Below are 23,415 nucleotides of genomic sequence, written 5' to 3'. Positions count from 1 at the left end.
ATCCGCTGCTAAGCTAAACACGCGCCATTGAAATCCCCCGCTGCAGTCAGTCGCATTTGGAGCAACACCCATGGCGAATCAACAGATCATCTGCGAGCACTGCGACTGCGTGTACGAGAAAGTCACGCTCGCCAAACATCAAAAAGCCCTATGCGTACGTTGCTCGGGCGTACTGCAGCGCTATAACGGCTTGTCGGTGCAGCAACGCCTCGCCCTGACGGTGACTGCCGCAGTGCTGTGGACCTTCGCCAACTTTTATCCGGTGATGAGCATCAGCCTGCAGGGCTTGAAAAACAGCGCCACCCTCTGGGACTCAGTGGTTGCACTGAGCCTGGGGCCGATCACGTTCATTGCCTTGGTAGCGGCGATTTCCATCATTATCGCGCCGGTGTTTCAGCTGCTATTGCTGATCTGGGTGCTGAGTTTCGCCTTGGCCGGCAGGCGCTCGCCGGCGTTCAAGCTGTGCATGCGCTGGCTCGAAGCACTCCGGCCCTGGAGCATGCTGGAGGTGTGCCTATTGGGCGCGATGGTCGCGGTGTTCAAGCTGGCCGGCATGCTGGATGTGATCCCAGGCACCGGCCTGTTCGCCTTGGCCGCCCTGAGCCTGTTGCTGATCCGCATTGCCGGGCGCGATGTGCGCGACCTGTGGGACACCGTATGAATTCACCGCCCACCGCCCGCGAGCTGAACCTGTGCCTGTGCCACACCTGCGGCCAGCCCTGCGACATGCGCCTTGAGCCCACCGAGTGCGACCGCTGTGGCGCCGCGCTGCATCGGCGCAAGGTGCAGTCCCTGACCCGAACCTGGGCCTACATGCTCACCGCCCTCGCCTTTTATGTCCCGGCCAATTTATTGCCAGTGATGAACACCACCATGCTCGGCTCGGGCGCAGACAGCACCATCATGAGCGGCGTGCTGGAGTTCTGGCAACATGGCGCCTGGGACATTGCGCTGATCATTTTCATCGCCAGCATTGCCGTGCCGGGCATCAAGTTCCTGTCGCTGGGGCTGCTGCTGGTCACTGTGCAGCGCAATAGCCAGTGGGCGCGCAAGGAGCGTTCGAAGCTGTTTCGGTTTATCGAACTGATCGGCTATTGGTCGATGCTCGATGTCATCGTGGTCGCCCTGGTGGCCGCACTGGTGAAGTTTCAAGCCCTGGGCACGATAGAACCGCGCCTGGGCATTCTGTTTTTTGGCCTGGTGGTCGTGTTTACGATGCTCGCGGCCATGAGCTTTGATCCCCGGCTAATCTGGGAAAACCCACATAACGAGGAGACCTCGGATGAGCTCATCCAAGGCTGACACCCCTGCGGGGCAACCCGTGATCAAGACGCGTCGTTTCAGTGTCTCGCTGGTCTGGATCGTGCCGATTGTCGCCGTACTGGTGGGGATCTCGCTGGTGATTCACAGCGTCATGCAACAAGGGCCGACCATCGTCCTCAACTTCAAGACCGGCAGCGGGCTGGTTGCCAACAAAACCGAGGTCAAATACCGCAACGTGGTGATCGGCCAAGTAACCGCCGTAGCTCTGAGTGATGACCAGAAAAGCGTCAATGCCACCGTCGAGCTGGTCAAACAGGCCGAAAGCTTCACCCGCGAAGATTCGAAATTCTGGGTGGTGCGCCCGCGCATTGGCGCAGGCGGCGTGTCGGGCATCGACACGTTGTTGTCCGGCGACTATATCGGCGCGGACATCGGTCAATCCGAGACCCGCGCCAAGCACTTCACCGGCTTGGAAAACCCGCCGCCCATCACCTACGGCGAGCCGGGCAAGCGCTTCACCCTGCACACCCAGGCCCTGGGTTCCCTGGACATCGGCTCCCCCGTCTATTACCGCAAGATCCCGGTGGGCCAGGTGGTGGCCTATGAGCTGGACAACGAGGGCAAGGGCGTGAATGTCGAAATCTTCGTGCATGCGCCCAATGATGTGTACATCACCGAGAACACGCGGTTCTGGAATGCCAGCGGCGTCGACTTGAGCGTCGGTGCCAATGGCTTTGCGCTGAAAACCGAATCCTTGTCGTCCATGTTGATGGGGGGGATTGCCTTCCAGGCGCCGCCCTACAACCCCAATGACAAACCGGCCGAAGAAAGTCGCAGCTTTGAATTGTTCGAAGACCAGCAAAGCGCCCTCGCCCCGCCCAACGGCAAGGGGCAATACATGGTCCTGCGCTTCGATCAGGCCCTGCGCGGGCTGAAAGTCGACGCACCGGTGGAGTTCCTCGGCGTCGAGTTCGGCAGGGTTGTATCGATCAACCTGGATTTCGATGCGAAGAAACGCACCTTCCCGGTCAATGTCGGCATCGTGATCTACCCGCAACTGCTCGGCGAGGCCCACACCAAGCTGCTCAAGGCCATGAACAATAACCCTGACGATGAGGCAGCCGGCGTACGCCTGATCGGGACCTTCATCGAAAACGGCCTGCGCGCCCAGGCTCGCAGCGGTAACTTGCTGACCGGCCAGCTCTACATCGCCCTGGACTTCTACCCCAAGGCGGAAAAAGTCGCGTTCGACCCGAACCAGCGCCCCGTGGGCATCCCCACCATCCCGGGCAACCTGGAACAGCTGCAAGAGAAGTTCGAAGGCATCGTCAACAAGATCAGCCAACTGCCTGTCGAGCGTATTGCCGGCAACCTCGACGCCAGCCTGGTCGAACTGCGCAAGGGCCTGGCGCAATTCAACGCCAAGACGCTGCCGGGTGTGCAAACGACCTTGGCCGACGTGAGCAAGACCCTGCAATCGGCCAGTTCAACCCTGGCCGAAGACTCGCCGCAGCGTGAACAACTGACCCAGACCCTCGACGAGTTGGGGCGCATGTCGCGTTCCCTGCGCGAGCTTTCGGATTATCTGGGCCGGCATCCGGAGTCGCTGATTCGCGGCCGCCCCGATAACGCCGCACCGACGGACCTGCAAGGGCCACCCCGCAAATGACCATTGGAGCCGCCATGACATTGCCGTTGAAGATCACGTTACTGAGCGCCCTGCTGCTGCTCGGTGCCTGTCGCAGTGAACCCATCGCTTTTCATACCCTGACCCCGGCGCACTTGAGCCCGAGTACGCGAGCAGAGGCCGGCGGTGTGCGCATTGAGAGCATCAGCGTGCCGCCTCAGGTCGACCGCGCGCAGATAGTGATCCGCCAGGGCGACAGCGGCCTGGCGATTCTTGAAACCCAGTGGTGGGCCGCCACCCTCGCCGATGAACTGAGGAGCGCCTTGGTCGATCAATTGGCCAACAGCAATGCCCGGCAAGCCGTGGCTTTGCGCGTAGACGTGCAGCGGTTTGACTCGGTACCGGGGCAGTACGCATTGCTCGATGTGCGCTGGCGCCTGAGGCAAGTCAATGGCGATCGCCCGGCCTTGACCTGCCGCACCACCTTGCAATCACCTGCCGGGCCGAGCATCGACGAGTTGGTGGTGGCGCATCAGAACAACCTCAAGCGTTTCGCGGCGCTGATCAATCAGACCGTCGACACCTCACTCAAAGGCTGCCCGACCACGCCATAAACCCAGGGCTCAGGCCAACAAGCCCATGGCCTTGGCCCGCGCTACTGCCTGGGTACGACGCTCCACGCCGAGCTTGCTGTTGATGTGGCTGGCGTGGGTCTTCACCGTGTGCAGAGAGATGAACAACTGGTTGCTGATTTCCTGGTTTGAACAGCCTTGGGCAATCAGTTGCAGCACCGCCAGCTCTCGGGTGCTGAGGGTTTCCTGTTGAGGTGCGGCTTCAACTGCGCTGACTTGGGGCAGCAACGCCAGCAAGCTCTGATTGAGCAGCCCATGGGAATCCTTGCCCAACTGCTCGCGCATCCACTGCGGGTAACCCTCCAACAACCGTTGAAACGGCTGCAACGCACCACCCGAACCGGCTTCCAGGGCACGGGCGAACACCGGCCTGGCCTTGGCTTCCTGGCCATTATCCAGAAGTAACTGCACCTGCTGGACCAGCGCCATCAGGGCAATCATCTGGCGCCCACTGTCATGGGCCTGTTGGGCCAACGCTTCCAGGCGTTGCAGCGCACTGTCGGGCTGATGGCGCGTGGCATCGAGCGCGGCTTGTTGCAGCTCGATATGTTGCGGCAGGTGCGGATGAAACTCGGGGGCGGCCGCGGCGTGCTCGCCGTTGTAGGTCTGCCCCAGGCGGGCCAGCCAGGCGTCGGCCAGGTCAGTGCGCCCCTGGGCCAGCCACAACTCGCATTTGATCAGGGTGATCATCGCCAGGTAATAGATCGGCGGCACATCCCAGATGTGCATCAAGCGTTCGGCCTCGGCCAGTTCGGCAAAAGCATGGGCAAACTCCCCACGCCGCCCTTCGAAGCTGGCGATGACGCAGTGCCCGATCAGCACGCTGATATCGCGGCAGGCACGGGCCTCGGCCAGGCCGGCGCGCAAACGCGCCAGGCCGGCTTCGGGCTGGTAACGCACCAGCAGCAGGTACCCCTCGTACAGCGACAGCCGTGCGCGCACGGCATACAGGCGCTGGGGCGCCAGCCCATGCAGGCGCTCAAGGCCCTGGCGGGCTTCATCCAGGGAACGCAGGATCTCCCCCCGCGCCTGCAGCACCCGCGCCCGGTCGTAATGGGCCAAGGCTTCAAACAAGGGGTTACCGACGCGCTGCGCCAGCTCCAACGATTCGCGGTTCAGGCCACGAGCGCGCCACAGGTCGGCATCGACGATCGCCAGGTTGGACAGGGTCGAGAGGCACATCAGGCGCTGGCCGTAACGCTTTGGCGGCAAGCTTTCCAACGCTTCGTTGCAATAGCGCTGGGTCAGCTCACGGTCTCCGCGCCCACGGGCAATAATCCCGCTCAGCGCCAACCATTGGGCCAACATGGATTTTTGCGCGGTGGCCGATGGCGCCGGCAGGAAGCGGCTGAGGTAGCTGGACAGCTCCTGCGCTGCATCCAATTGGCATGCGAGCCCCAGCGCCCAGCTGTACAGCACGATCAAACGCGGCGTGCTGATCAGCAGGCTGTCGGGCAAGTCCATCTTCCAGCGCAGCAGCATGCCGATGTTCTGCTCTGCCAGCAGTTGCTCTTCGGACAGGTTCTGCACCAGATTCGCCGCCACATCCAGATGCCCGGCCCGCAGCGCCTGCTCCACCGCCTCGTCGATCAAGCCCTGGGTGTTAAACCAGCGACAGGCGCGCAAGTGCAGGCTGGCCGGCGGCAAGGTGGCGCTTTTCTCGCGGCGGGTACGCAGCAGGTCGGAGAACAAATGGTGATAACGGTACCAGTGCCCTTGCTCATCCAACGGCACCAGGAACACTTGATGAGCCTGCAAATAGCGCAGGATTTCTGCGCTGTCATGGGCCTCGCGGACGGCGTCGCATAATTCGCTGCAAAAACGCTCCTGAGGTGCGGTGTCATACAGGAACGCTTGCACTTCTGCGGGCAGGCAGTCGATGACTTCTTCGAGCAGGTAATCGCGAATCAGCCCTTCGCCACCGTGCAGGCTTTGCGGCAAGGCGCCCTCACTGCCGGCTTCGGAGGCCGCCAACAACCAGAAGCGCAGGCCGGCGACCCAGCCCTCGCTACGACGGATCAGGTTTTCCAACGCCTCACCGCGCAATGCATTGCCGTGTCCATCCAGCACCGCCAGGGATTCGTCATGGGTCAGGCGCAGGTCTTGCTCATGCAGTTCCAACAGGTGTCGCGACAGACGCAGGCGTGCCAGGTGCCAGTCCGGACGCTGCCGGCTGGTGACCAGCACCACCAGGCCATCAGGCAAATGATTGAGAAAAAACTGCAGGCAGCGATCCAGCACCGGGCCCTGGGCCAGGTGATAGTCATCCAGCACCAGCAATAACGGCGAACGTGCAGACAGGTGCACGGCCAGTTCGTCGAGCAGGCCATCGAGCCATTCTTCGAAGGCAAAGGGTTGGTGACGCTGGCGCATTTTCAGCAACCCCAGGGATTGGGCGCCGAGTTGCGGAAAATACTGTTGCAAGCCGTCGAGCAGCCGCTCCAGGAAACGGCCGGGGTCGCTGTCACGAGGGCTCAGGCCCAACCACAGGCTTTGCCACTGGGCTGGCAAGCCCTGGCAGAACTCCACCGCCAACGAACTCTTGCCGAACCCCGCGGGCGCGCTGACCAGCAACAGTCGCCCATCAAGGCCCGCATTCAGCCGTTCGCACAGGCGCGGGCGCAGCACGTAGCCGTCAGGCAGCGGGGGCCGGTAAAAGCGGCCTTCCAGCGGCGGCATCACCACACTGGCAGGCCCATGGGTTCGGGACAGATCAGTCATCGCCGGGCTCTTGTAGAAGGCTGTTGTCGGCATTGCAGATGTCCGCAGACTAGCGGTAAAAGCGGCGGGATTGTAGATCTTTGCAACAAATGGCTGAAAAAGAACTGCGACAAGAAATATCCCTGCGGGCCCCACAAACAAAAGTGGGAGGGGGCTTGCTCCCGATAGCGGCGGATCAGTCACGCATTCAGCGACTGTCAGACCGCTATCGGGAGCAAGCCCCCTCCCACAGGGCGCATCAGCAGAGGTTAGCGAACACCGTCCTGGCGCAGGGCCGCTGGGGTGAAGTCGCTGGTGCTGGCGGTGAAGCCGAAGTCATAGGCCTGCTTCTCTTCGTTCTTCATGCCCAGGGCCAGGTAGCGGCCGGACTGCAGGTCGTAGAGGGTTTCCAGGGCGTACCACGGCACTTGCTTGTCGTAGTAGTTCTCACCATGGGCCTCGGCGACGCGCCACAGTTGGCCACGACCGTCGTAGTGGTCGATCACCGCTGCCTGCCAGGTGTCTTCGTCGATGTAGAAGTCACGCTTGGCGTAGATGTGGCGCTGGCCTTCCTTCAAGGTGGCGACCACGTGCCAGACACGGCGCAGCTCGTAGCGAGCCAGGTCCTGGTTGATGTGGCCAGCCTTGATGATATCGGCGTACTTGAGCTTGGGATCGTCGATCTTGTAGCTGTTGGAGGCAATGTAGATTTCTTTCTTGCCTTCCAGCTTCCAGTCGTAGCGGTCCGGCGCACCGTTGTACATGTCGAGGTTGTCGGAGGTGCGCAGGCCATCGGCGGCAGTACCCGGCCCGTCATAGGACACTTGCGGCGCCCGACGCACACGGCGCTGCCCGGCGTTGTAGACCCAGGCCGAACGCGGTTCTTTGACCTGGTCCAGGGTTTCGTGCACCAGCAGCACACCACCGGCCAGGCGCGCTGGCGCAGTCACTTGCTGCTTGAAGTAGAACAGCACGTTGCCTGGGTTTTTCGGATCGAAGTCCTTCATCTTGTCGCGGAACACGAACTGGTCGCGGAAGTACACCAGGCTGTAGGAACCGTTGGTTTGCGGGGTGGCCTGGGTAACCAGGCGGGTCACGCTGCCGCCGCGGTAACGGGTGATGTGGTTCCAGATCACTTCAACGCCGCTCTTGGGAATCGGGAACGGGACGGCGGTTTCAAAGTTTTCCAGACCGTTGCCGCCGGACACCAGGTTGGTGGTGGTGGCGTTTTTCTTGATCGAGGCAAACACCTCGGCCGGCACGGTGGCGCCGCGATGGGTCGGGTACACCGGCATCTTGAAGCTGTCCGGGTAACGCTTGAACATCGCGTATTGCCCGGGGGCCAGCTTGTCTTTGTACTGCTCGACGTTCTGCGCGGTGATGGTGAACTGCGGTTGCTCGCTGGCATACGGGTTGGCGAGGAAACCACGGGCGTCGACCGCACCGGCATTGGTCGGCAATGGCGACCATTTTGGAATGGTGCCGGCCGCGTTACCGGCCATCTCGGCGCCCATCGGGGTCAGGGTCGTGCCGAGCTTGGCGGCTTCATCTGCCGAGACTGCCGCCATGACGTTACTCGCCAGGATCGACAGCCCAAGCACACCCACGTGCAACAGACTTTTTGTTATTTTCATGCTCTGGTCTTCCTGAATACATGCCACTTGAAAAGAGTGTGCTTAGAAGTTGGCGCCGAAGCTCAAGGCGACAAAGTCGCGGTCATCCACAGTGCTGAACTTGCCACCAAAGAAGTTGGTGTACGCCAGGCTCGCGGTATAGGTGTTCTGGTATTCGGCATCCAGGCCCAGGCTGACCGCCTTGCGACCTTCTTCAAAGTTGCCGCCAGGGCCTGGCGAGTAACCTTTGACGTCATGGGACCAGGCCACGTTGGGTTTGAGGTTCACGCCCGCGAACACGTCCGGGTATTCCCAGATGGCACGGGCGCGGTAGCCCCAGGACGTTGCGGTGGTGTAGCCGTCGTTGTTGCAGTTGGTGTTCAGGCCAGCAGCGTTGGGCAAGCCGGCGCCGTTGGCGGTGGAGTTGTTGAGGGCGTTGCAGAACCCACCTGGCAGCGTGCCTGGGCCGAACACCGGGTCGCGGCCGTAACGAGCCTGGGATTTGCTTTCCAGGCCACCCACGTGGGTCACGCCGATTTCACCGACGGTGGTGAGGCGGCTGGCGCCCATCACCTGATCGAAGAAGTGCGTGAAGGTGGTCTGGAACTGGGTGACCTCCTTGCGGTTGTAGCCGTGCAGGTCCTGGCCCGGCGTGCCCTTGAGCACGGACGCATTGCCAAAGCCGGGGATCGGCGTGACACCGGCGAACAGAATGTCAGTGGTGCTCAACTGCACCGGCGCATTCGGACGGTAGCTCAACTCACCGCTCCAGGCGGTGCCGGTAGGCAAGGTGGTGGAGAAACTCAGGCCGTAGAGGCGAATATCTTCCGGGTACTCGACGAAGTAGTTCGAGCTACCCGCCACGATCAACGGTCGCAAGGCCCCCAGTGGCCCCAGCGGACGCGTGTAGGCCGCCGATGGCGCGCCCTGCGCGCTGAAGATCGGCGCACGGCTGTGGTAGTTCATGAAGTAGGCGCCGAATTCGGTATCCAGCGGTTCGAAGTTGTAGCGCATGGCCACGCCAAACTGGCCGCTGTCGCGGGCATCACGGTCCGGCCCACGGCGCACCAGCACGCCTTCGCTGTTCACGTCCACCCCCAGGGCACCCAGGGTCGGCAGGGCGGCGGCAGGAATGGTCGAACGCTTGTTCAGTACCCGCAGGTTATTGCTGCAACCATCGGAGATCACGTCCGGCTGCGAGAAGAACGTGCCGCAGTTATCGGTCACGGTCTGGTCCCACTCCAGCTGGTAAAACGCCTCGGCCGACAGATTGTCGGTGAGCGACTGGGACACGTAGAACATGTTCACCGGGATCAAGCCTTCCTTGATCTCGGCCCCCGGACGGCGAAACGCCGACACGTCGATCGGGTTAATGGAGTTGATGCCGCCGCCGATGAAGGTACTTTCGCCCCAGCTCACCACCTGCTTACCAAAACGCACGGAACCCGGCGCATCGGCAATCGAGTAGTTGTGGTAGACGAATGCGTCGAGAATCTGCCCGCCCGAAGACTTGGCGCCTTCCTTGCGGTTGTTGTCGCTGATGTCCTTGAACGGACGGCTTTCGTCCTTGAGTTCAAAGTCGTACCAGTACTTGCCCCGCACAAACACACCGGTGTCGCCGTACTTCAGTTCCAGGTCGTGGATGCCCTTGAAGATCTTCGAGAACGTCTCGCCGCGCTTGAAGTTCAAGTGGCCGTCATCGGAGGTCTGGGACAGGCCCTTGCCGCCGTTGTTGGCACCGATCAGGTCACGATTGGGTTTGGCCGTGGACCAGCTCGCCCCCACGGAAAGCGACGAGTCAAAGCTCCCTTCGATTTCACCAATGTTGAAACTGACGCCGAATGCCGGCCCGGCGAGCGTAGAAGCGAGGCTGACGGCCAGGGGCAGTCTTGCCCGGCGCCAGAACTGGTTTACTGAGGTCATCGACGCTACTCCATGTGCATATTTTATTGTTATGGCAGTGAGCCCTTTCTTCAGATGTAACGGCCGGGATACAACGATTCCAATGCCGCATCGCCACCGAGCCTCCATGGCTCGAAGCGCAACATCCGCGAAAAACTCTGAAAGGGACTATAGCCAGAGGGGGGTAGTGCTTGATCCCTCTAAAGTGTGATTTGCATCACCAACCTGTCTGCCACAACCCTCTCGCCACGCCGACGAAGGTCGACGCGGGAAGGATGGCTGAAATTCGGCAAATCACAAGTAAAGGCTTGATATAGAGCATTGCCGCGCCCGAACGGGCGCGGCGAGAGGGTTTAGAGCGTGGACAGGAACGTGCTGTTGTTGGCCTGCCATTCGATGATGTCGACACGTATACGTTTCTTGTCGAGTTTGCCGACACTGGTCTTGGGAATTTCAGTAACAACGGCGATCTGGCTCGGGATCGCCCACTTGCTCAAATGGCCCAGCTCGACAAAAGGCTTGAGGTGTTCCTTGAGCTCTCGCGCATCGATCACATGCCCTTCACGCACCACCAACAAGGCGAAGGGCCGCTCGCCCCATTGCGGATCGGCAATGCCCACCACCGCCACTTCCCGTACCGCCGGGTGGCGGCTGACCAGATCTTCGAGTGCCAGGGAAGAGATCCATTCGCCGCCGGTCTTGATCACATCCTTGATGCGGTCGCGGATATCAATCACACCGAAGGCATCCAGCGTGGCCACATCACCGGTGTGCAGCCAGCCACCGGCCCATAGCTCGGCGCCCTTGTGCGGCTCGTTGTAGTAACCCTCGGTCAGCCACGGCGCGCGCAGCACCAGTTCGCCCTGGGTTTCGCCATCGGCGGGTAGGAAACGACCGTCGGTGTCCATGATTGCCGCCTCGACCAACGGGCCCGGCACACCGGCCTTGATGCGGTAGGTGGTGCGCTCATCTTCGCTGCCGGCCATCAGCTCATCATTGAGGTGAGCGCAGGACACCAGCGGCCCGGTCTCGGACATGCCATACGCAGCGGTCAGCTGAATGCCACGAGCCTTGGCAGCTTCATACAGCGAACGGTTGAGGGCGCTGCCGCCGATGACGATTTTCCAGCCGCCGAAATCCACGTTCTGCGCAGCCTTGGCGTTGAGCACCATTTGCAGAATGGTCGGCACACAGTGGGAGAACGTCACCTTCTCCTTGCGCCACAGTTCCACCAGGTATTCGGGGTCGTAGCGGCCGGGGTACACCTGTTTGAGCCCGAGCATGGTCGCCACATACGGCAAGCCCCAGGCGTGTACGTGGAACATCGGCGTGATCGGCATATACACATCGTTGGTGCCCAGCAGGCGCACACTGTCGACGCTGCCCATGATGGTCGCCACGCCAATGGTGTGCAGCACCAGTTGCCGGTGGGTGAAGTACACGCCCTTGGGGTTACCGGTGGTGCCGGTGGTGTAGAAGGTGGTGGCGACCGAGTTTTCGTCGAAATCCTCGAAGTCATAGATGGGGCTGGCCGCGGCCAGCAGGGTTTCATACTCACCCACCAGGTTGGGTAGCTCGGCGGTGAGGGTGTCACCATCGGTAATCAACAAGGTCTTGTCGACGGTGGTGAGCTGCCCGGCAATGGCCTGGTAGAGCCCCACGAACTCACTGTTGACCAGCACAAAGCGGTCTTCGGCGTGGTTCATGGTGTACAGAATCTGTTCTGGCGACAGGCGCACGTTGATGGTGTGAATCACCGCGCCGATCATCGGGATGGCGAACATGCACTCCAGGTAACGGTGGCTGTCCCAGTCCATCACCGCCACAGTATCACCAGCCTTGACCCCGGCTTCGGTCAGCACATTGGCCAGGCGCGCAACGCGCTCGATCAGCGTCGGGTAGCTGTAGCGCAGCTTGTCGCGGTAGATAATTTCCCGGGTCTTCTCGTAGCGAGTCCCGGACATCAACAGGCGCTTGATCAACAGCGGGTACTGGTACGCACCTTCGGCGGGCGGGATAACACGGGTCTGCAACATAAGAATCCCTTTAATGACTGCACGGTCTTGGCTTGAAGACCTGCACTGTAGAGCGCTTATGTTTCAGCCAAATCAGCCAAAGGAATGATTTGCAGGGGCCAGTAAATGCTAGCGTTACGCCATTACCGAGGACCTAATGAGACCCAATGTGGGAGCGGGCTTGCTCGCGAATGCGGAGTGTCAGCCGGTATATCTTTGACTGAAGCACCGCATTCGCGAGCAAGCCCGCTCCCACATCTGGATTGTGCTCACTTGAGAAAAGTGATTATTTCATGCTGGTAAAGGCCAGCTTCACCCCGATGGCAATCAACACCGCGCCCATGGTCCGATCAAACCAATGACCCATCTTTGCAAACCCGGCGCGCACGCGCTGCTGGCTGAACAACATGGCCACCAGGCAAAACCACAGGGCCGTGGCCACCGCCAAGTACACACCGTAACCAGCCTGTACCGCCAGCGGTGTGTGGGGGTTGATCACCACGGTGAACAGCGACAGGAAGAACAGCGTGGCCTTGGGGTTCAAGCCATTGGTCACAAAGCCTGCGGTAAACGCGCCGCGTGGAGTGCGCTCGCCCGCTTCACGGTGCAGCTCGCCCTCGGCCGCAGGCTTGGCCGGCTGAGCGCGCAGGGCCTTGAAGCCGATGTACAGCAGGTACGCGGCTGCGGCCCACTTCAACGCATTGAACAGCACAATAGACTGGGACACGATCAAGCCGATACCCAGCAACGAGTAACCCACATGCAGGAAAATCGCCGAACCGACGCCCAAGGCCGTCCAGGTTCCGGCACGGCGGCCGTGGGTCACGCTTTCACGCACCACCACGGCGAAATCCGGGCCGGGGCTCGCCACTGCCAACAAGTGAATCAAGGCTACGGTCAAAAACTCGGCGACGTACATGCTCACTCCATTAAGTAACTGATTATTTCATCTGATAGGCTCGGCAGATTACGCCTTCGAACCTCGTCGCAAAAGGTACAGTTGATCATGAACAATCGCCGCGCCGTCTTCCTCGACCACCCTTCCCTGGACTTGGGCGACCTCGACCTCAGCGGTTTGCATGACTGCTTCAGCCAGCTTCAGTTGTTTGAACAGACCACGCAAGAAAATGTGCTGGAGCGCTTGCAGGGCGCCCAAGTCGCCATCAGCAATAAAATCCCGCTCACGGCGCAAACCCTGGCCGCCTGCCCCGAGCTCAAACTGATCCTGGTATCGGCCACTGGCACCAACAATATCGACCTTGAAGCGGCCCGCGCCCACGGCATCACCGTGAGCAACTGCCAGGGCTATGGCACGCCGTCGGTGGCACAACATACGATCATGCTGCTGCTCAACCTCGCCACGCGCTTGAAGGACTATCAACAGGATGTGGCCGCTGGCAAATGGCAGCAGGCCAAACAGTTTTGCCTGCTGGACCATCCGATCGTCGAACTGGAAGGCAAAACCCTCGGCCTGCTCGGCCACGGTGAATTGGGCAGTGCCGTGGCACGCCTGGCTGAAGCGTTCGGCATGCGCGTGGTGCTCGGCGCGATACCTGGGCGCCCTGCCCGCGCCGACCGTGTGCCGCTGGACGAATTGCTGACCCAGGTCGATGCGCTGACCCTGCATTGCCCACTCAATGAACACACCCGCGACTTTATCGGCGCCCGTGAACTGGCGCAGCTCAAGCCCGGCGCGTTTATCGTCAACACCGCACGCGGTGGCTTGATCAATGAACAGGCCCTGGCCGACGCGCTGCGCAGTGGTCATCTTGGCGGCGCCGCGACTGACGTGTTGAGTGTCGAGCCGCCAGTCACTGGTAATCCGCTGCTGGCGGGAAACATTCCACGCTTGATCGTCACGCCCCACAACGCCTGGGGCAGTCGCGAAGCGCGGCAGCGCATCGTCGGCCAGCTCACGGAAAACGCCCAGGGCTTTTTCAACGGCGCCCCGCTGCGCGTCGTCAGTTGATAAACTGCGCCCCTTTTCAAGGAGCAGACTATGGATCCGCGCAGTGAAGTACTGCTTCGCCAGGCCGAATTTTTTCAAGGCAACCTGCTGCTCGTAGGTTTGCCTGCCGACGATTTGCTTGGGCGCCTGCCCAATGCCCACGGCTGGTGCTGGCATGCCGGTGACCAAGCGGCGCTCGATGCGCGCTTCGCAGAGCGCAGCCAGTTTGGCGTGACGGTGCCCGAGCGCGCCTTTGATGCGGCGGTGATTTTCCTGCCCAAGTCCAAAGACCTCACCGACTACCTGCTCAACGCCGTGGCCGCGCGCCTGCCTGGCGCTGAGCTGTTTCTGGTGGGCGAGAAAAAGGGGGGTATCGAAAGCGCCGCCAAACAGATGGTTCCGTTCGGCAAACCGCGCAAGCTCGATAGTGCACGGCATTGCCAGCTGTGGCAGGTCACCGTCGCCAACGCGCCGCACGCCGTGGAGCTTGAGAGCCTGGCACAGGTCTTCGACGTACCGCTGGCCGAAGGCCCGCTGAAGGTGGTGAGCTTGCCAGGGGTGTTCAGCCATGGTCGCCTGGACCGCGGCACCGAGTTGTTGCTGGAGCACTTGGACAAGCTGCCCAGCGGCAACCTGCTCGATTTCGGTTGCGGCGCCGGGGTGTTGGGGGCTGCGGTCAAACGCCGCTACCCGCATAACACCGTGACGATGCTGGATGTGGATGCCTTCGCCGCCGCCAGCAGTCGCCTGACGCTGGCAGCGAACGGCCTGGAAGCTGATGTGTTGACCGGTGACGGCATCGACGCCGCGCCCATGGGTTTGAACGCGATTTTGAGCAATCCGCCGTTCCATGTCGGCGTGCACACCGATTATTTCGCCACGGAGAACCTGCTGCGAAAAGCGGCGAAACACCTGGCAAAAGGTGGCGAACTTCGCCTGGTCGCCAATAGTTTCCTGAAGTACCAGCCACTGATCGAAGAGCATTTGGGCATCTGCGCAATCAAGGCCGAAGGCAATGGTTTTCGCATTTACCGCGCCAAGCGTCCCTGACGGAGGTTTGAAAAAGAACGCTTGCCGAATGGGTTTTGCCTAGGCAGAATCCGCAGCGTCCTAGGGGAGTAGTCTCCCACGAGCGCCATGCTCGTCCGGCATACGTCAACATACTTGGTCAGCAGACCATGGCGTATGCGACCCAGGAGTCCGCACAGACGGACCGGGGTTTGACAAGACCTATGACACGCACACCTTACCCGGGGCGGGAAGGCTGTACGTGTCATAGCCGTGTCGACCCGCCCCTGGAAACTACCTGATGCTGGATTCACTACTCGTTCCTACCGCAATCGTTGCCTTGGCCGAAATCGGCGACAAGACGCAACTGCTCGCACTCATCCTTGCTGCGCGCTTTCGCAAGCCCTGGCCGATCATCGCCGGTATCGTCGCCGCGACCCTGGCCAACCATGCGGCGGCCGGTGCCGTGGGCGCCTGGTTCGGGAGTTTCTTCTCGGATGCGGTGCTGCACTGGATCCTCGCCGCGAGCTTCTGCGCCACGGCGCTGTGGACCCTGGTGCCGGACAAACTCGATGATGACGAAGCCAGTACCACCCGTAAGTTCGGGCCCTTCCTGACCACCTTGATTGCGTTCTTCCTCGCCGAAATCGGTGACAAGACCCAGATCGCCACGGTGATGCTGGCGGCGCAATACCCGGAATTGTGGCTGGTGATTATCGGTACCACCCTGGGCATGCTGATTGCCAACGTACCGGTGGTGCTGGCGGGGAATTTTGCCGCGGAGAAACTGCCGCTGACCTTGATTCGTCGCTTGGCGGCTACGGCGTTCTTCGTGCTGGCGATTATTGCGGTGTACAAGGCCATGCAGAGCAGCGGCTGGCTGTAAACCGATCAGGGCGGGAGGAGCGGGCTTGCCCGCGATAGCGGCGTATCAGTCACTGAATCTGTTGCTGAACGGGCGTTATCGCAGGCAAGCCAGCTCCCACAGTGGTCCAGAATCAGCACCTGGCATAGGACCCTGTGGGAGCGGGCTTGCCCGCGAAGGCGAGGTATCAGTCACTGAATGAGTCACTGCAACACCGCATTCGCGAGCGAACTCGCTGCCACAGGGCGCCGATCAGGACTTCTTGGCCTGCTGGTAGAGCGGCATTACCTTCGGAATCGCCGCCTGCAAGGACGCGATGCGGCTGTCGGAAGCCGGGTGCGTGCTCATGAATTCCGGCGGTGCGCCTTCCGAAGCCTTGGCCATCTTGTTCCACAAGGTGATGGCCGCGTTCGGGTTGTAACCAGCGCGGGCGGCCAGTTCCAGGCCGATCAGGTCGGCTTCGTTTTCATTGCTGCGGCTGTTGGGCAAGGTCATGCCGTAGTTGGCCACGGTATCGGCCAGTGCCAGGCTGTCCTGGCCGAGACCGAATATTGCCCCGGCGCCCTGCTTGGCCATCTGGATACCGTAAGCCTTGGACATGGCTTCTCGGCCGTGCTCACGCAAGGCGTGGGCGATTTCATGGCCCATCACGGCGGCCAGTTCGTCATCGGTGAGCTTGAGGTTGTCGATCAAGCCGCTGTACACCAGGATCTTGCCGCCAGGCCCGCAGTTGGCGTTCATCTCATCGCTTTTGATCAGGTTCACATCCCAGTTCCACTGGGCCGCATCCGCGCGGAAAGTCGGAGCCTGGGCGATCAGGCGCTTGGCAATGGCCTGCACGCGCTTGGCGTTGGCGCTGGTCTTGTCCAACACCCCTTTGCTGCTGGCTTCACCCAGGGTCTGCTGATAAGACTGGGCATACATCTGGTCGACTTCCTGGCTCGACAGCATGCTGAACATGTACTGCTTGCGCTCCACCCCAACGGCGCCGCCGCTGGTGGTATTGACCGACTGACAACCCGCCAGCAGCATCGCTGCAACCAAACCGCTTACCACCAATGACTTCTTCATGAACACGCTCCCTGAAAACATGGCGCGTATCGTAGGCGGTCATTGGTATCTGCGCCAGATACACCAGACGTTTAACCGCTGAATTTCAGATACATCCGAACGCGACCGGACTGGCAAAGCTCACGCCGGGGTCAGGCACTCGGGCCCATTGAGCTTCGGATCGTTGACCATATTGGCCAGCACCCGCTCGCGCAGCACGGCAGGCTCAGCCGCCAGCAGGCTCTGCAATACATGCAGCGGTGTCTCGGGGTCGAGCCAGGCGGCCTGCGCTGCCGCGTCCAGGATCAATGGCCGGCGCTGACTTTGCGCCGCTTGGGTAACCACCGCCGTACTCAGCCATACCTGCTCCTGCACCGGATACGCTTCCCACACTGCGGCAAAGAACAACGTGGAGCCCTCCCCCGGCGTGAGCCAATACGGGCGCTTGCGCTGGGTGCCGCGCCATTCGTAGAAACCGTTGGCCGGCAGCAGGCAGCGGCGCTGGCGGAACGCTTCACGGAACATCGGTTGTTCGGCCAGGGTTTCGGCGCGGGCATGGGCTGGGGTACGCGACAGGTCTGTCAGCCAAGGCGGCGTAAGGCCCCAACGGGCACGCGCCAGGGTGAGCTGGCCTTCGCTCAGGCGCTGGATCAGTACCGAATCATTGGGGGAAATGTTCCACTGGGCCTGCTGATCCGCGGGGAAGCCGGGCAAGGCAGCAAAGGCAGGGTTCCAGCGAAACAGGGCATAACGTCCACACATGGGGCAACACGACTCTTGGGGTAAACCGACCGACAGCCTAACAGACCAATACGTCGGGGAAGCTGTCGGGTTCGTCGCCGGGCAACGGTTGCGCGCCGATATAGGCAGTGATCAGCTCGCGGGCAACAGCCGCCTGATCGTTATCGACCTCCAGCCCCAGCAAGCCGAAGATCGGCAACTCGCCCGTGCCGCCGAGCAGGTGGCGCCCCACCAGATGCGCCTCGATGCCTTCACTGGCAAGCATCTGCTGCAGCAACTCGCCCTCCATCAGGTTTTCCGGTTCGTAGACTCGCTGCATGGGCGTACCTTTTTATTCGTTCCCGCTGCGCATTATTCATTTTCGCTGCGAGTTTCAAGCATCCACTCTTCACCATGAACTTGCAGGTCGAATGTGATCGGCCGGCAACACACTTGGCAGTCTTCTATATAGGTCTGGTCACCACCGGACAAATCCACCGTTGTCTCGACCTCTTCGCCACAATAAGGACAATCGTACAGCGCAGTTTCGAGCATCGCAGTCTCCCAGGTGACTTGTGCGTATAATCGCCGGTCTATTTACAGGGCTATTCTTGGCCGGCCCCTTATTCGGACCGCACCCTGACATTTCCTTTTACTTACCCTAGCCGTTTCTAACAAGAGAGCATGATGGGCGAATTCGATACCATCCGACCTTACAACGACAGCGAAGTCCCGGCAGTGCTGGCGCGCCTGTTCAGTGACAAGGCCTTTCTGGACATCCTGACCCACTTCCGCTTCCCGCGCTTTGCAGGCGCCCTGGGCTGGCTGCTCAAGCCAATGATCGCGCGCAAACTGCGCCGTGAGTTCGCTGGCGTCACCACCGTGGCCACGCTGCAGGACAAGGTCGAGTACTACGTTGACCACACCATTGACCGGGCGACCGACGGCGTGACCTATACCGGCGTCGAGCAACTGAAATCCGGCACCGCCTACCTGTTCCTGGCCAACCACCGCGACATCGTGATGGATCCGGCCTTCGTCAACTACGCCGTGTACCACGCCGGCCTGCCGACGCCGCGCATCGCCATCGGCGACAACCTGCTGCAAAAGCCGTTTGTCAGCGACCTGATGCGCTTGAACAAGAGCTTCATCGTGCACCGTTCGATCACCGGGCGAAAGGAGAAGATGGCGGCTTACAACTTGCTGTCGGCCTACATCAACCATTCGATCCGCAACGACTGCCAGTCGATCTGGATTGCCCAGGCTGAAGGCCGGGCCAAGGATGGCGATGACCGTACCGAATCGGCGATCCTCAAGATGTTCCACGTCAGCCGCAAGGACGAGCCATTTGCCGAGGTCATCCAGTCGTTGAACCTGACGCCGGTGTCCATCAGCTACGAGTACGACCCTTGCGATGCCGCCAAAGCCCGCGAGTTGTATATCCGCGCCACCACCGGTACCTACAGCAAGGCACCGGGCGAGGATGATGTGAGCATTGCCCTGGGCATTACCGGCTATAAAGGCCGGGTGCACGTGAACTTTGCGCCGCCGATCACCGAGCGTTTCGAAGACACCAAGCTGCTGGCCGTGGAAATGGACCGGCAGATCCTGGGCGGCTATCGGTTGTTCCCGGTGCACTACCTGGCATATGCGCAGTGGAGTGACGCCGACCCGCAATTGCAGGTGCCCAAGGCGGCGGACGTATTCCCGGCCGATGAGCTGGCCAAGGCCAAGGCGGAATGGGAGCGGCGCTTGAACGAGTGCCCGGCGGAGCACCGGCCTTATCTGGTGGTGCAGTATGCGACGCCGGTACGCAACCAATACCGAGTCAAGGCTGGGATCCCTCTATAAACACCCAACCCAAATATGTGAGCCCACAGGGGATATGGGGCAGGCGCTGATTCTGTGGGCAGTACATGGCCAGTGTGGGAGCTGGCTTGCCTGCGATAGCGGTGGGTCAGTTAAAGATTCAGCGGCTGATACACCGCCTTCGCGGGCAAGCCCGCTCCCACATTTGGTTTTGCAGTGGAATTAGAAGTGGGTGCTGAGCCAGGAGATGGCCAGGGCCAGGCCAAGGCAAGCAAAACCGACGCGGTACGCCAGGCGATGCGCCCGTTCGGTGCGTGTATCCAGAAACAGCATCGGCTGGTCGATAGCGCGCTCTTCGCTGCGCAGGGCCAGGTCGGCCATCGCACGCTGTGCATGCAGGCGGGTGATGAACAGCACCCAGGCGCCCGAGCAGGCAACCAACAGGGCAACAATATTAATGAGCAGTGCGGGCAGCGCCATCGCAAACCTCGGTGAACCAGTGTTCGGGTATCAGTCCAGGTACACACCTGAACGACAGTCGCCTCCTGCGCCTTAAATGCTCCTTCCCCATGGACGGCTAATGTATCCAGTAATTTACGCCGTCACCTGAACGTCACCTTAACAAGCCACTCTGTTGCCCTTCGACGCTTGAGGAGCTTGTCATGTTGCATGCGCAAAACCAGGATCGGCTGTATCTGATCGCCCAGAGCGATGAACAGGAGGCGCTGATCGGCAGCCTCGCGTTCAACGTTCAGGACCGCCATTGGCTGGTGTATTGCGCCCTCGGCGGGCACCAGCATGCCGATCTGCCGGAGCTGGATGTGCTCACCGGCGTGAGCATGCTGGATTTTTATGTCGATACGGCGGCATGACAAAACCACAGGCATAAAAAAACCGGGCACAGCGATGAGCCCGGTTTTTTGTGAGCGGCTTACTGCGCGCTGAGCAGTTGACCGATGCTTGGGTCTTTGAACAGGCGGGTCAGGGCATCGCTGAGCACGTCGCTGACCAGCTTGGTGTTGGTTTCCTGGTTGGGCGACATGCCGAAACGCTGGTTGAGCGAGGCGGCGTAGCGGCCACTGTAACGGCGGGTGCCGGCATTGACGTCAGACTTGAAGGTGGCGCCGATGGAAGCCTCGGTCACATACAGGCCGTCTTTGGGCGACTGGTATTTAAGCTCGGCCAGGGTCACGGTCAGTTGTGGTACGCCTGGCGAGTTGGTCGGCGTAAAGCCCAACAAACGCACAGCAGCTTCAGCCTGGGCCTGCAACTTGGGCAGCACATCCTGGCCGGTCACCGAAATCAGTGCGGTCTCAGGGTACAGGCCGCCACGCGAGCCCAGGGTCGGCGACGGACGACCGTCGACCACGCGCACCGACACCGGCTGGCCATGGCCTACCGCAGCCAACGGCGCAGTGACTTTAGGTTGCGGGCTGAGTTGTTGCGGGCTGTTGGCGCAGCCGACAAGGGTCAAACTGGTCACAGTGATCAAACCGAACAACAGGCGTTGCAACATCGCATTTCTCCAGGACTAGGTGCAGACAGGTCGCCAGTATAACGGTGCACGCGCGCCACTCACCAGCGATCCTGAACGACGACTGAAGCCCCGGTGCAAATTACAAATTCGCATAAATTCGTCACCCCAGTGTCATGCCACACTGGCAACCTTCAAGCATGTAACACACCAGGTACACAGCCATGCGCCTTCTCAAGACCCTGTTCATGTCACACACCCGCCATCGTCACTTTGCCTTGCTCGATGCCAAAGGCCATTGCCAGGCATTCAAGCAGTGCAGCCTGCCGCCCGTCGGTGAAGGCTGGGTGGAAGTGACCGAGACTCACCTGGGCTGGATGCACCGCCCACTGCCGGCCAGCGCCCGGGTCAGCCCGCAGGTTTTTCGCGCACAACATCGGCAAGCGTTGGCCTCCTGACCGGGACCCGAATAAAAGTCATAAAACACGCCCATTTCCTTGGCGTTCTTCGCTACAATCTCCCCCCGATTATAAGGACGTCTCCTGATCGGGCCCCGCAGCATCGTTAATGCCCAGGCATTAGCCCCCAAAATCGCCCACAGAGAGCCGCCCACACAGATCGAGTGAAGCTGGCGTGCTTGCTGTTTCCTTTGCAAACCACCCCGTCTTTTATCGAATCTGCCAGAGCTGCCATTGCGCTCGGCCACTTGAGTTGTTTGCCCGTTTTGCCGCGTGTCGGCAGAGGTTTACGGGCCAGGTGCCAGGCTGGGGCAGCCCTTTTTTGAGGTTCACGTCTTCAAAAGAGCGTGAAAAAACGGGTTTTCACAACTTCACAAGAGTGTGGCGAGCAAATGAATAGTTTGGCGTTTGTACAAGCACCATCAGCGTCTGGGTCAGCCCAATTACACAGGATCGAGCACGCCTCAAAAACCGGAGCTTGAGCCTGTCCGCTACGGATTGGTTGCACGAATCGCACGCTTTGACCATAAGTCGAATTGCCACAGGCGCCCATGAATGCGTTCATAGGCAGATTAGCCCGGCAGGAAGCGTGTGCTGAAGTTGCAAAGAATTGCGAAACGGACATGGCGATCCTGGCCATGGGTAACCTGGGGCAACACGTGAATCGCCCCGTCACTCCTGGCAGCCATGCCGTCAATTTGGTGCTGCAGATTTTGGAGACGCGTTAAATGGCGCATAACGAAGCAGTCGACGTAGTACTGGTAGGGGCCGGCATCATGAGTGCCACCCTGGCCGTACTGCTCAAAGAGCTCGACCCCAGCCTCACGCTGGAAGTCGTTGAGCTGATGGACTCGGGTGCCGCGGAGAGTTCCAACCCGTGGAACAACGCCGGCACCGGCCATGCCGGGCTGTGTGAGCTGAACTACACGCCACAGGCCGCCGATGGTTCCATCGACATCAAGAAAGCCGTGCACATCAACACCCAGTTCGAGGTGTCGAAGCAGTTCTGGGCTTACCTGACCAAGAAAGGCACCTTTGGCTCGTCCAAGTCGTTCATCAGCCCAGTGCCGCACCTGAGCTTCGTGCAGGGCGACAAAGGCGTGTCCTTCCTCAAGAAGCGCTTTGAGACCCTCAGCCAGCACCACGCGTTTTCGGACATGCACTACACCGAAGACCGCAGCGAAATGGCCGAGTGGATGCCGTTGATGATGCCGGGCCGCCCGCTCGACGAAAAAATCGCCGCCACCCGCGTGATGAACGGCACCGACGTCAACTTTGGCGCCCTGACCAATCAGCTGCTCAGCCACCTGACCAGTTCGCCAGACGCCCAGGTCAAGTACTGCAAGCGCGTAACCGGCCTCAAGCGCAACGGCGCAGGCTGGACCGTGAGCATCAAGGACGTCAACAGCGGTAACAGCCGCGACGTCGATGCCAAGTTCGTGTTCCTCGGCGCTGGCGGTGCGGCGCTGCCGTTACTGCAGGCTTCGGGCATCGAAGAGAGCAAAGGCTTCGGCGGCTTCCCGGTGAGCGGCCAGTGGCTGCGTTGCGACAACCCGGAAGTGGTCAAGCAGCACCAGGCCAAGGTCTACAGCCAGGCTGCCGTGGGCTCGCCGCCGATGTCCGTGCCGCACCTGGACACCCGCGTGGTGGATGGCAAGAAATCCCTGCTGTTCGGGCCATACGCCGGTTTCACCACCAAGTTCCTCAAGCACGGCTCGTTCCTTGACCTGCCGATGTCGATTCGCGCCGGCAACATCGGCCCAATGCTGGCCGTGGCCCGCGACAACATGGACCTGACCAAGTACCTGGTCAGCGAAGTGCGCCAGTCCATGGAACAGCGCCTGGAATCCCTGCGTCGCTTCTACCCCGAGGCGAAAGCCGAAGACTGGCGCCTGGAAGTGGCCGGCCAGCGCGTGCAGATCATCAAGAAAGACCCGAAGAAAGGCGGCGTGCTGCAGTTCGGCACCGAACTGGTCGCGGCCAAGGACGGTTCGCTTGCGGCACTGCTGGGCGCGTCTCCTGGTGCTTCGGTCACGGTCTCGATCATGCTGGAGCTGATCGAGCGCTGCTTCCCGGAGAAAGCCGCCGGTGAGTGGGCTACCAAGCTGCATGAGATCTTCCCGGCACGCGAGAAAGTGCTGGAGACGGACGCCGAGCTGTATCGCAAGCTCAACACGCAGAACAACATCAGCCTGGAGCTGGTGGAGCAAAGCAACGAGGCTGAAAGCTACGCGTGAGGTCGTGACGCAGAGCGTCACAGAATGCATTCCCACGCAGAGCGTGGGAACGAGCGCGAAACGCCCCGGCCTCTCATGAGGCCGGGGCGTTTTT

Annotated in this window: 22 protein-coding genes and 1 riboswitch; of the genes, 11 read left to right on the top strand and 11 right to left on the bottom strand. The window is 61.0% G+C overall.

Annotated features, from left to right (window positions below; all coding sequences use genetic code 11):
- Positions 1 to 70: 70 nt before the first annotated feature.
- Genes BT199_RS06955 through BT199_RS06940 form a run of 4 tightly spaced genes read left to right on the top strand, consistent with a single transcriptional unit; the run spans position 71 to position 3,504 of the window.
- On the top strand, positions 71 to 661 hold the full coding sequence (locus tag BT199_RS06955) for a paraquat-inducible protein A (protein ID WP_014716964.1): 591 nt from the start codon (positions 71 to 73) through the stop codon (positions 659 to 661).
- Positions 658 to 1,302: a paraquat-inducible protein A gene (locus BT199_RS06950; protein ID WP_014716963.1), complete on the top strand. Its 645-nt coding sequence runs from the start codon at positions 658 to 660 to the stop codon at positions 1,300 to 1,302. Before BT199_RS06955 ends, BT199_RS06950 begins: the two co-directional genes overlap by 4 nt.
- Positions 1,283 to 2,932 (top strand): PqiB family protein, encoded by a 1,650-nt coding sequence (locus BT199_RS06945; protein WP_014716962.1) that lies wholly within the window; start codon positions 1,283 to 1,285, stop codon positions 2,930 to 2,932. The genes BT199_RS06950 and BT199_RS06945 overlap by 20 nt, the downstream gene beginning before the upstream one ends.
- A 14-nt stretch (positions 2,933 to 2,946) precedes the next feature.
- On the top strand, positions 2,947 to 3,504 hold the full coding sequence (locus tag BT199_RS06940; protein WP_019816952.1) for a PqiC family protein: 558 nt from the start codon (positions 2,947 to 2,949) through the stop codon (positions 3,502 to 3,504).
- A gap of 9 nt (positions 3,505 to 3,513) precedes the next feature.
- On the opposite strand, the gene BT199_RS06935 is transcribed toward BT199_RS06940, so the two are convergent.
- The 5 genes from BT199_RS06935 to BT199_RS06915 form a co-directional block, all read right to left on the bottom strand.
- On the bottom strand, positions 3,514 to 6,243 hold the full coding sequence (locus tag BT199_RS06935; RefSeq protein WP_014716960.1) for a winged helix-turn-helix domain-containing protein: 2,730 nt from the start codon (positions 6,241 to 6,243) through the stop codon (positions 3,514 to 3,516).
- A gap of 248 nt (positions 6,244 to 6,491) precedes the next feature.
- Entirely contained in the window at positions 6,492 to 7,856 is a 1,365-nt protein-coding gene (locus BT199_RS06930; protein WP_014716959.1) for a DUF1329 domain-containing protein, read from the bottom strand.
- Positions 7,857 to 7,898: 42 nt separating this feature from the next.
- Positions 7,899 to 9,758: a DUF1302 domain-containing protein gene (locus BT199_RS06925; protein WP_003188640.1), complete on the bottom strand. Its 1,860-nt coding sequence runs from the start codon at positions 9,756 to 9,758 to the stop codon at positions 7,899 to 7,901.
- A 332-nt stretch (positions 9,759 to 10,090) separates the two neighbouring features.
- Complete coding sequence (locus BT199_RS06920; RefSeq protein ID WP_014716958.1) at positions 10,091 to 11,773, bottom strand: fatty acid--CoA ligase; 1,683 nt, start codon at positions 11,771 to 11,773, stop codon at positions 10,091 to 10,093.
- Between the two features lie 265 nt (positions 11,774 to 12,038).
- Positions 12,039 to 12,671, bottom strand: a complete 633-nt coding sequence (locus BT199_RS06915; protein WP_014716957.1) for a LysE family translocator — start codon at positions 12,669 to 12,671, stop codon at positions 12,039 to 12,041.
- An 84-nt stretch (positions 12,672 to 12,755) separates the two neighbouring features.
- On the opposite strand from BT199_RS06915, the gene BT199_RS06910 reads away from it, so the two are divergent.
- The 3 genes from BT199_RS06910 to BT199_RS06900 all read left to right on the top strand — a co-directional run bounded on the left by BT199_RS06910 (position 12,756) and on the right by BT199_RS06900 (position 15,594).
- The gene (locus BT199_RS06910) at positions 12,756 to 13,721 is read left to right on the top strand and encodes a 2-hydroxyacid dehydrogenase (protein ID WP_072434428.1); all 966 of its coding nucleotides are present in this window, start codon (positions 12,756 to 12,758) and stop codon (positions 13,719 to 13,721) included.
- Between the two features lie 30 nt (positions 13,722 to 13,751).
- On the top strand, positions 13,752 to 14,750 hold the full coding sequence (locus BT199_RS06905; protein ID WP_072434186.1) for a class I SAM-dependent methyltransferase: 999 nt from the start codon (positions 13,752 to 13,754) through the stop codon (positions 14,748 to 14,750).
- A 51-nt stretch (positions 14,751 to 14,801) separates the two neighbouring features.
- A riboswitch (yybP-ykoY riboswitch) is annotated at positions 14,802 to 14,921 on the top strand.
- Positions 14,922 to 15,009: 88 nt separating this feature from the next.
- Positions 15,010 to 15,594 carry a TMEM165/GDT1 family protein gene (locus BT199_RS06900; RefSeq protein WP_014716954.1) on the top strand — a complete coding sequence of 195 codons (585 nt, stop codon included), beginning with the start codon at positions 15,010 to 15,012 and terminating at the stop codon, positions 15,592 to 15,594.
- 231 nt (positions 15,595 to 15,825) lie between these two features.
- On the opposite strand, the gene BT199_RS06895 is transcribed toward BT199_RS06900, so the two are convergent.
- From BT199_RS06895 to BT199_RS06880, 4 genes are all read right to left on the bottom strand, one after another.
- Positions 15,826 to 16,644 (bottom strand): M48 family metallopeptidase, encoded by an 819-nt coding sequence (locus BT199_RS06895; RefSeq protein WP_014716953.1) that lies wholly within the window; start codon positions 16,642 to 16,644, stop codon positions 15,826 to 15,828.
- Between the two features lie 120 nt (positions 16,645 to 16,764).
- Positions 16,765 to 17,385 (bottom strand): SOS response-associated peptidase, encoded by a 621-nt coding sequence (locus BT199_RS06890; protein ID WP_014716952.1) that lies wholly within the window; start codon positions 17,383 to 17,385, stop codon positions 16,765 to 16,767.
- A 37-nt stretch (positions 17,386 to 17,422) separates the two neighbouring features.
- The gene (locus BT199_RS06885; RefSeq protein ID WP_014716951.1) at positions 17,423 to 17,683 is read right to left on the bottom strand and encodes a putative signal transducing protein; all 261 of its coding nucleotides are present in this window, start codon (positions 17,681 to 17,683) and stop codon (positions 17,423 to 17,425) included.
- Positions 17,684 to 17,715: 32 nt separating this feature from the next.
- Entirely contained in the window at positions 17,716 to 17,898 is a 183-nt protein-coding gene (locus BT199_RS06880; RefSeq protein WP_014716950.1) for a CPXCG motif-containing cysteine-rich protein, read from the bottom strand.
- A 132-nt stretch (positions 17,899 to 18,030) separates the two neighbouring features.
- Here BT199_RS06880 and BT199_RS06875 point away from each other — a divergent pair, with 132 nt between their 5' ends.
- Positions 18,031 to 19,194 (top strand): 1-acyl-sn-glycerol-3-phosphate acyltransferase, encoded by a 1,164-nt coding sequence (locus BT199_RS06875; protein WP_014716949.1) that lies wholly within the window; start codon positions 18,031 to 18,033, stop codon positions 19,192 to 19,194.
- A gap of 180 nt (positions 19,195 to 19,374) precedes the next feature.
- On the opposite strand, the gene BT199_RS06870 is transcribed toward BT199_RS06875, so the two are convergent.
- Entirely contained in the window at positions 19,375 to 19,632 is a 258-nt protein-coding gene (locus tag BT199_RS06870) for a GNAT family N-acetyltransferase (RefSeq protein ID WP_014716948.1), read from the bottom strand.
- 182 nt (positions 19,633 to 19,814) lie between these two features.
- On the opposite strand from BT199_RS06870, the gene BT199_RS06865 reads away from it, so the two are divergent.
- Positions 19,815 to 20,024, top strand: coding sequence for a hypothetical protein (locus BT199_RS06865; protein WP_014716947.1), 210 nt, complete (start codon positions 19,815 to 19,817; stop codon positions 20,022 to 20,024).
- A gap of 59 nt (positions 20,025 to 20,083) precedes the next feature.
- On the opposite strand, the gene BT199_RS06860 is transcribed toward BT199_RS06865, so the two are convergent.
- Complete coding sequence (locus BT199_RS06860) at positions 20,084 to 20,668, bottom strand: YajG family lipoprotein (protein ID WP_072434185.1); 585 nt, start codon at positions 20,666 to 20,668, stop codon at positions 20,084 to 20,086.
- A 182-nt stretch (positions 20,669 to 20,850) separates the two neighbouring features.
- Here BT199_RS06860 and BT199_RS06855 point away from each other — a divergent pair, with 182 nt between their 5' ends.
- On the top strand, positions 20,851 to 21,084 hold the full coding sequence (locus tag BT199_RS06855) for a hypothetical protein (protein WP_014716945.1): 234 nt from the start codon (positions 20,851 to 20,853) through the stop codon (positions 21,082 to 21,084).
- 728 nt (positions 21,085 to 21,812) lie between these two features.
- A complete protein-coding gene (gene mqo, locus BT199_RS06850) occupies positions 21,813 to 23,321 on the top strand; it encodes a malate dehydrogenase (quinone) (protein WP_014716944.1) in 1,509 nt (502 codons plus the stop codon).
- Positions 23,322 to 23,415 lie beyond the last annotated feature (94 nt).

Origin of the sequence: Pseudomonas sp. NFR02 (assembly GCF_900119375.1) — a bacterium.
In the GTDB taxonomy this organism is placed as follows: Bacteria; Pseudomonadota; Gammaproteobacteria; order Pseudomonadales; family Pseudomonadaceae; genus Aquipseudomonas; species Aquipseudomonas paracarnis.
The sequence above is the reverse complement of the archived record's forward strand: the minus strand, read 5'-3'. Positions and strand labels throughout refer to the sequence as shown.